The 6,216-nt window shown below is 37.8% G+C and carries 5 protein-coding genes and 1 pseudogene; 1 reads left to right on the top strand and 5 read right to left on the bottom strand.

Going from position 1 to position 6,216, the window contains the following annotated elements; translation table 11 throughout:
* Positions 1-90 precede the first annotated feature (90 nt).
* The 3 genes and pseudogenes from V7K25_RS19010 to V7K25_RS19000 form a co-directional block, all read right to left on the bottom strand.
* Positions 91-708 (bottom strand): annotated as a pseudogene (locus V7K25_RS19010) (alkaline phosphatase); the annotation flags it as partial.
* A gap of 84 nt (positions 709-792) precedes the next feature.
* Positions 793-1,029 (bottom strand): hypothetical protein, encoded by a 237-nt coding sequence (locus V7K25_RS19005; protein ID WP_335160061.1) that lies wholly within the window; start codon positions 1,027-1,029, stop codon positions 793-795.
* A gap of 198 nt (positions 1,030-1,227) precedes the next feature.
* A complete protein-coding gene (locus V7K25_RS19000) occupies positions 1,228-2,220 on the bottom strand; it encodes a cation diffusion facilitator family transporter (protein ID WP_335160060.1) in 993 nt (330 codons plus the stop codon).
* A 399-nt stretch (positions 2,221-2,619) separates the two neighbouring features.
* On the opposite strand from V7K25_RS19000, the gene V7K25_RS18995 reads away from it, so the two are divergent.
* Entirely contained in the window at positions 2,620-3,558 is a 939-nt protein-coding gene (locus V7K25_RS18995) for a glycosyltransferase family 2 protein (protein ID WP_335160059.1), read from the top strand.
* Positions 3,559-3,593: 35 nt separating this feature from the next.
* Here V7K25_RS18995 and V7K25_RS18990 read toward each other — a convergent pair whose 3' ends face one another.
* The gene (locus V7K25_RS18990; RefSeq protein ID WP_335160058.1) at positions 3,594-5,723 is read right to left on the bottom strand and encodes a ParA family protein; all 2,130 of its coding nucleotides are present in this window, start codon (positions 5,721-5,723) and stop codon (positions 3,594-3,596) included.
* Entirely contained in the window at positions 5,720-6,184 is a 465-nt protein-coding gene (locus tag V7K25_RS18985; protein WP_335160057.1) for a hypothetical protein, read from the bottom strand. Before V7K25_RS18985 ends, V7K25_RS18990 begins: the two co-directional genes overlap by 4 nt.
* Positions 6,185-6,216: the final 32 nt, after the last annotated feature.

Here is a 6,216-nt window from a genome sequence, read left to right as displayed (position 1 = left end):
TCGTAGTCAACCGTTTTGAAAGTTCTTGGCATGAATTGAGATGCATTGGTATCTTACTGTGTCACTAAATGCGGTTCTCCGACAACCTGCTAGGATGGTTTTCAACTTCTTCTCGTAAATGTCTACCCCCATCGCGTTGTTAAAGCTTTTTACTCCCGTATACAGAGTTGTAGCTGTATTAGCAGAGTCGGGATAACTGTACTTGATGTAATCTCTGTCATAAGTACCTGAATTGGCAGGGGTCAAAGGAACCCAAGGAACAGGGCCGCCCTTACTGATGTCATAACCCGCGAGATTACCATTCTCTAAACTATTACCATCAGATCGATTGCCAGGGTTAAAAGGAGTAGGCTGGAATGAAAAGTTGGGGCGAAGAGGACTTACAGCAGTCGATGTATTCGACCCATCCAGAGCAGAGTTACCTGTTAGATGGGGTTGGTCTGTTGGATTGGCTGGTGTATTTCCTTGAATCGTTGTGCCGTAAGTAGTCACCAATCCATATCCACTTAGCTTTTGAAAGCTCAGACCTGAGCCTTTACCACTGGTGTAAAAAGGAGCGCCTTTGGCAACGGCTGCGGCCCGTGCCATATTCCAACCCATACCATCGCCAATCATGATAATTACGTTAACTCCATTACCAGCCGCCATAGTGGGCTGAAAAACAGAATTACCAACTACCAGTAGAACGGTACTAAGCAAGCCAGCCATAGTAAAGGCTAGAAATCGCTTGTACTTTTGCAAAAATGAAATCATTGCAGTGTGCCTTAAAGTTAATTGAGCAAGTGTTAGGCGTTAATCTTGATAAAAATTTGGTTCTAGATGACTAGCACCAAAGTCTGAGTATGTAGCAGTTACATCTAATTGAGTGGAGGCTGTAGCTTGACTTTGGTTAGAGGCGGTTGCTGGTTGTTGATTTGATGTTCCAAAGAACAACAAAGCTGCCATAACCAGACCAGATATAAACCAAAACAAGGCAAGTTTATACTGTTTCAGCGATGAAATAATTTTGGATTTTTGAATGAAAATCATAATCAGAAAACTTTTTAGTAAATAACTGAGTTGCAATCAACGTAGGCGTAGCCCATCGTAGATATCTCCATGCTTTGACAGTTGGGAAAAATGCCAATAAGCATTATGTTTAAATAGTCTTTAAAAACTAAATATAGAGAGATTAACTTAGCAGAAATCATTTGAAAGTTTATAGTATTGATTAGTGATATACATAATTTAACTATGATTTCTATTTGAATTATTTTTACTTGCAGATAACATTAAAACTAAATCTTGGTTAAATAAAGGATGAATTTGCAACGCTGAAGGTTTTTGATAGCTAGTTAGCTGCAAAGTTATCTCAGCAATATTAAAACTTTTTTGGATGTGAGTTTCCAATTTAGTAAGTAAGCGATCGCATTCTTGGATAGTTGCACATTCAACTGTCAAATTGGCACAAAGTATTACTTTATCTAAGCTAATCGTCCAGATGTGGAGTTTTTCTACTTCAACAACACCAGGAAAAGATTTGAGAGATATTTCTACATCAACAGGATCTATTGACTCCGGTGCATACTCTAAAAAAATCTTTAAACTTTCTTGCACTAAAGATAAAGCACTTAAACCCGTAAAAGTTGCAACGACTAAACTAATAGCAACATCTGCCCACCACCAATCCCAAAGATGAATTGCTAAAGCAGCTATAATTACGCCAACAGAACTAACAGTATCAGCGATGACATGAAGCAAAGCTCCCCGTAGGTTTAAGTCGTCGTGAGTGTGGGGATGAAGCAAAGTAATATTGAGCAGATTGACGATTAAACCTAATACTGCAATTGCTAACATAGGTAAGCCTAAAATTGCTGCTGGATGTTGCCAGCGTTGAATAGCTTCCAATAGAATAAAAGTAGCGATCGCAAGTAAACCTAATCCATTCACCAAAGCTGCTAAAACTTCGATACGCTGATGTCCAAATGTTGCTTTTTTCTTAGCTGGTTGCTGTGCTAAAAAACTAGCAAGGAGCGATATCACCAAGGCTGTAATATCCGATAGAATGTGTCCTGCATCCGCCTGTAAAGATAAACTTTGACTCCATAAACCTACACTCCACTCAGCAACGAAAAAAACTGCAAGTAAACCTACTGTTATCCACAAAACTTTTGCTTTCTGGTAATCATTAACTACTTTTGCAGAATCATCTGCACATCCACACCATTGAAGTGAAAGCATTACTCAAAAAACCTTTTTACAGTTTAAGTTACCTAAAAACATGAATTTTGATAAGTTTGTCTTAAAATATAATCAATAAAAATTAACAACAGGTTATATCCTGATTAATTAGAATTTATCAACTGTTATTGTTTACTAAAAAGCCATCTTGAAAAAAGTAATATGAGTTAAGCAGAAATACCTGTACCTGTAAAAGTAAAATAATCTTTTACAGACATAGAAAAATGTATAATTTCAGGTTTTAGATATGGTAAATTTATATATTGGCTTTTAAATATCCAGCAAATATTGCATCATGGGCAGATTTACTATTTCCGTAACCAGAATTATGTAAGGAACAGTGTCAGCGTCCCATCTGTCCTATCCTGGAGATAGATAAATTGTGTTGTGGGTGAGACTGTGTTTTTCAGCGTTGTGATACCAACTTATAATCGCCAACCGATTTTAGAAAAATGCCTCCGCGCCTTGGAGGCGCAGGAGTTGAGTAAGTCTTCGGTTACTGATTACGAAATTGTCTTGGTGGATGATGGTTCTACTGATGGCACATTGGAGTGGTTAGCAGGACACAAAGAAGATTTTCCCCATGTGCGCTGGTTTGGGCAAGATCATGCCGGCCCGGCTGCGGCGCGGAATCTGGGTGTAGAACAGGCACTGGGAGACACAATTATCTTTATTGATAGCGATTTAGTGGTGCTGGAGAATTTCTTGCAAGCTCATGCTGAGGCGCTAGTACAGGGAAAGGAGAAATTGGGAAGCGATCGCTTTTTCACTTACGGTGCAGTTATTAATACTTGTAATTTCAATAACCCAACGGCTGAACCCTACAAAGTCACAGATTTTTCAGCAGCTTTTTTTGCTACGGGAAATGTAGCAATCCCTAAACATTGGCTAGAGAAAGCCGGACTTTTTGATACCAGTTTTCAACTTTATGGCTGGGAAGATTTAGAATTAGGTGTGCGGCTAAAAAAACTAGGTCTGATACTAATTAAATGTCCAGAAGCCGTAGGATATCACTGGCATCCAGCATTTAATTTAGAGCAAATTCCCCGATTGATTGACCAAGAAATTCAACGCGGACGTATGGGAGTTTTGTTTTATCAGAAGCATCCCACATGGGAAGTGCGAATGATGATTCAAATGACTTGGCTGCATCGCTTACTTTGGGGTATTCTTTCACTTAACGGTGCATTGAATGAACGAACAATGGCTCCGTTATTGCAATGGCTAATTAATTTAGGTAAACCACAATTAGCTTTAGAAATTGCCCGAATTTTTCTTAACTGGTACAACGTGAAGGGTGTTTATGAAGCCTATGCTGAAATGCAGCAAGTATCGTGATTGAAAAGTGGCAATTTAAGAGTTAGGTGGAACAATTACAAAATCCCTTTTCCTAATACCTTACGCTTCAACACTACGATGCGAGGTCTTGCCCCTTTACCTGAAAAGCCTAGACCTTCACGGAAGATTTCTGGCATATAAAATCGTCTTTCCTTATCCTTTTCCTTATCTTCGTAAATAACCCCCATTTCCTCTAGCATTCTTACTGTTAGCTGATCCATCTCAAACTGTTCTACTGCAAAAGGAATTTTTCGTTCAGAAGGAGGATATTTAGGTAGTATTTCCTCAACCCAAATTTTGAAAGATGGATATTCTTCCTTGGCTTCTTCCACCTTCTGTTCACTACACGGTTTAAGGGCACGGCGGATTGCTTCAGGAGGTAAAAGGCGGCTATTAGACCACTTTTCAAATTGCACTTCTTTAGCTCTATTTACTGTAATTTCTGCCGCGTGGTACAAGAAGCGGACAATATCTCTTGCTTGAAGCCTCCCATTAAAATCTGTTAAAGCTGCAAATATCCAGAAAGCTGTGTAAGCTTCTTTAGCATTATCTGATCCTAGTCTTTTACCCCATAAATTTTGTAGTTGTTCTGTAATATCCTCTCGACTTAAATTGTCAATACTAGATTTTTCTGCACCTATTACTTCAGATTCACTGCATATCCAAAAAACTAACCGTACAAAAGAATCTTGATCCCAAGATAAATCATAAGAACGGTAAAGGTTCTCAAACTGCCTCAAATTTTGCGTAATTGTGTAGCGCAGAAAATCACGGCGCAGGAAAATTATCACTCCCAAATTAGATTCCCTGATTTCCGAAAGTTTATTTGGCAAGTCTTCAATCAAAGCTTTTAAGGCTATCTTCTCTTGATTACTAGAGGCAATATTCTGAAAAATATCTTCTAAACCATCAAAAAGAAAAACTATACGTAATCCTTTATGTTTTAACTCACGATTTATGCTGCCAAGACTCTTAGCAGTTTCTGTGTTGGAGTCAATACCTACAGTTCTAGCAATTTCTTTAATCCAAAATTCCGTCCATTGTGGCTCACTCCAGTTTTCTTCTGCAAGCACCCTTTTAATCCTATCTACATACTCAGAATGTATAAATTCAGGAACACTATGAGATAAAGTTGCTCTAACCTCACTTCTAGCTTCATTGATAACACGCCTAGCATTATCACCCAGTTTTCCTGATTGAAGGAGAGGAAAAATATATATTTCTGGTTCTAATTCTGGATCTTTCCTATGTATACGATTTAAAAAACTTTCCCAATATTTAAAACGTGATAATTGAATGTAATTAAAAGTTTTGCCTGCTCCCTTGGCACCAATGGATACTACACGAGGCAATTCCTCTCGAAAATTAGTTGCTAAATTTCTCAGGGGTTCTGTGACTAATAAATCTTCCCCTTGCCCTTCTTCAGCATATTCGTAGCGCTGGCATACATCCCTAAGTTGGCGAGCTTCTGCAAGTATATCTTTTTCTTCAGTAGGTTTTAACCTTGAGTCCTCACTCATAGTAGTTACCAACTGTCCTTCTGCCCACTCTCTGGCAACTCTCATAAGTGAAGTTGAACTTAATTTTGATCGTGCCTCATCCCACTTATTTATATAAAGTAATTCCTCAGCAAAAAATGTTTCTTTTATCTGCAATCTTGTAGAATCTACACTCTCTTTTTCTGACTGCAAATAAACCGATTCCAATCGCTCCAATTCATATTCAAACGCAGGTGATAATCTCAATTCTTCCGTTAGCATACTAACGATCAAAGATGGATCGTAATATCTTTCATCATCTACAGTTGACTCTGACGGTGCTACTCTAGCAATTTGTTCCAGAACTAAGCTCCAGAATGGACGCACATCAACATCAGTTTTGTAAACTTCGTCTCCAGAGAAAAATTCTACAGATAATGTAGCATCACCAAGGGTAAAATAAATCACAGATGACTCTTCTTGATACCAATCTTTGAACCATTCTCTTAAAGCGTCCTCAGCATTTTTTCTGTTTTGATCACTAATTAGATATATTTCTAAAGCATCTGAGTAACAGCGAATTTTTACTACCCCTTCTGGTAATTTAGTACCATAATTAGTTTTATGTCCAATAGTTCTCTTGACATCAAGCCATGTGAGTAATTTTGGCGATTTTGGTGCATTCATAGTCTTTCAATTTCTCCCACAATCCATTTTGATATTGCTAATAGTTTATTCTCTATATCTTCATCGCTTGCTTTTTGTTTTTGAGTAACTATAGAAATTACTTTTCCTCCATACCGCCACATTTGGTTAATCTGTCCACTATTTAATTTTCTCTCTTCCTTATTATTCCTAGTATCGAATACTTCCCCAATAAATATTTCAGGTAGATTTAAAGACCCTCCTGCACCTAAACAGTCTAATAACTTATTTATATTATGTTGACATTCAGCAATATCTGTACAAAAATCACTACGCTTATGACCTTTCCTCTTCATTAAGATTGTCTTAAGACCACATTCAACGGCATAAAATAAGAGTAATCGATGGGCGTTAGTTCGAGATGTTTCCTGAGAATTTTTATAAGCACACAGATTTTGAGACCATGCTTTTTCCATTTCCCGATCTGTAAAAGGTATTGCCATTAAGGTATTTTTACTTCGCTGAAATACAAATT

This window comes from Nostoc sp., from assembly GCF_036919495.1.
GTDB lineage: Bacteria > Cyanobacteriota > Cyanobacteriia > Cyanobacteriales > Nostocaceae > Nostoc.
This window is presented reverse-complemented; position numbering and strand designations above follow the sequence as displayed.

Coding starts and splice junctions, on each gene's coding strand:
- V7K25_RS19005 (WP_335160061.1), bottom strand. CDS start 1,029: ATGATTTTCATTCAAAAATCCAAAATTATTTCATCGCTGAAACAGTAT.
- V7K25_RS19000 (WP_335160060.1), bottom strand. CDS start 2,220: ATGCTTTCACTTCAATGGTGTGGATGTGCAGATGATTCTGCAAAAGTA.
- V7K25_RS18990 (WP_335160058.1), bottom strand. CDS start 5,723: ATGAATGCACCAAAATCGCCAAAATTACTCACATGGCTTGATGTCAAG.
- V7K25_RS18985 (WP_335160057.1), bottom strand. CDS start 6,184: ATGGCAATACCTTTTACAGATCGGGAAATGGAAAAAGCATGGTCTCAA.